This is a genomic window from Flagellimonas sp. L-11 (genome assembly GCF_056857735.1).
The window spans coordinates 1-2282 of the sequence record NZ_JBSXNR010000046.1; the positions used below are offsets into that span (position 1 = coordinate 1).

The following is a 2282-nucleotide window of genomic DNA, read 5'->3' on the forward strand; positions in this document are numbered from 1 at the left end:
TCGAAAAAATGGTATCAGGGCGCCGCCAGTATCCCTGTTCCCTGGGGTACCCCAGGGAACAGGGATACCATTGTTAATTAATTTAAAATGGTATACTTTTGAAATGAAATAGTGGTATACTTTTCAGTTGAAATAAACACACCGATGCTAAAGAACGTTATTGAGAAAGCTCTTCAAGCAGAGATGGACTCCCATTTGGATAGTGAGGAACGCTCCAAAGGGAATAAGCGCAATGGTAAGGGAAACAAAAAGCTCAAAAGTGGCTTTGGTTCCTTTGATATTGAAACCCCTGAAGATCGTCAAAGCAGCTTCCAGCCTGAACTGGTAAAAAAACGGCAGACTATTCTAGCGGATAATCTTTCAGAAAAAATCATTGGTCTTTATGGACTTGGAATGAGCTACCGTGACATCTCGGGTCATATCAAGGAAATGTACGACACTGATATTTCCCATACAGTTTTAAGCCAGATCACCGATCAGATCATTCCTGATATCAAAGCCTGGCAAAGTCGTCCTTTAGAACCGCTATACTGCATTGTCTGGCTTGATGCGATGCATTATAAGGTTAAGGTGGATGGGAAGATTACTCATAAAGCACTCTATAATATCCTGGGTATTACAAAAGAAGGAAAAAAGGAAATCCTGGGGATGTACATTTCTGAAAGTGAAGGTGCTAATTTCTGGCTACAGGTGCTCACCGATCTTCATAATCGTGGATTACAAGATATCCTGATTGCTTGTACGGATAACCTCAAAGGCTTTACACAGGCTATCTTGAGCGTTTATCCAAAGGCTCAGGTTCAGCTTTGTATCGTACACCAAATCCGTAATTCATTGAAGTATATCGCCTCGAAGGATCAAAAAGAATTTATGAAAGATCTGAAAAAGGTCTATAGGGCTGTCACTAAAACTGTAGCCGAAGATGAACTATTGAACCTGGAAGAGAAATGGGGAAGTAAATATCCTGTAGTTATTGAAAGCTGGCAGCGTAACTGGGAGCAGCTCTCCCAGTATTTCGAGTACACAGAACCCATAAGAAAGATTATTTATACCACCAATGCCGTAGAGGGCTTCCATCGCCAAATCAGGAAAGTTACCAAGACCAAAGGAGCATTTACTAATGATATGTCACTACTCAAGTTAGTCTACCTGGCAACAAGGAACATCGAGAAGAAATGGACAGCTCCTTTGCATAATTGGAGCCTCACGATTCAGCAATTTTATATTAAATTTGGAGACCGGATACCGCTGGCCATAAACGCCAATTCCTCTGGGGCTAGCCCCAGAGGAATTGAAACATCAGACAGAGTTTAATTTACAGACCCGGTAATTAAGATTTCAAGAAATTTCATATCCATATTTCTTCAAAATTAGTGACACTAACAAAATAATCAACCCGACTATTACCCCAACCAAAATCTCATTTCCATGTTTTTTTAACCACCATCTCTTTGGTGTTTTAACATCATGAATTTTACTGCTTTTAGAAATGAATTTTTTTAGTTCAGAATCACTATCAGTTTCAGGAGCGATTAAATAATTATCATAAAACTTGAAATTAAGATCTTTTAAAACAAACTGTTTTGGATTTTTCTGATAAATCCTATTCCCTTCTCCTGCATCTATGAGCATATTGAATTTTAATTCACCTGTACTTTCGTCCACTTTCCAAAGTTCTTTTACCCTACTATAATTAGTAATTGTATAATTATCGAATGTTCCCTTTTCGATATAATCTTTACGCCATTCCCTTAGTGAAATTGGGTAGGAATAATCCATTTCATTGTGCTTTATATGCATAACAACTTGTATTTGAGGTGTAAAACTAATAAGTAACAATGTTTTTAGGAACCTGAATAGCCATTGCATATTTTGTTTTTTTTTCGCATGTCACTGAAATTCAGTCGTTAGAATTTCTGAAATTTATCCAAGTTTGGTTTCTTGGTGAAACCATAATTTCAATTTTTAGGGAAGGCTGCAAAGGGACGTAACGAACACCTATACGCTTTCACCAATGGCCAAGATCATCAAGGCACTTGGAAGGGGCATTGACAAGGCAAGGGGTACAGGTGAGGATATGGGCTACTGAAATCCAAAAAGTAGGTTGCGCCCTATCGTGTTTTTGCTTCACGCTTATCTATCGGAACCTTTAGATTTACGATTAAGTAATTTTAATACATTTAGGAAACAACCCAACTGACAAAGTGAACTATTACCGGAACAAAGTTTTCAGACTTACGTAGTGATTTAGACTTTGTCAGTTGTCACTAAACAAGCTTCAT

Annotated in this window: 1 protein-coding gene and 1 pseudogene; one reads left to right on the top strand and one right to left on the bottom strand. The window is 38.1% G+C overall.

Features of this window, described 5'->3' with window-relative positions; genetic code table 11:
* Positions 1-141 precede the first annotated feature (141 nt).
* A pseudogene (locus AC13CC_RS07095) lies at positions 142-1314 on the top strand (IS256 family transposase); the annotation flags it as partial.
* A gap of 24 nt (positions 1315-1338) precedes the next feature.
* Here the strand turns inward: AC13CC_RS07095 and AC13CC_RS07100 are convergent.
* The gene (locus AC13CC_RS07100) at positions 1339-1800 is read right to left on the bottom strand and encodes a hypothetical protein (protein WP_482875581.1); all 462 of its coding nucleotides are present in this window, start codon (positions 1798-1800) and stop codon (positions 1339-1341) included.
* Positions 1801-2282: the final 482 nt, after the last annotated feature.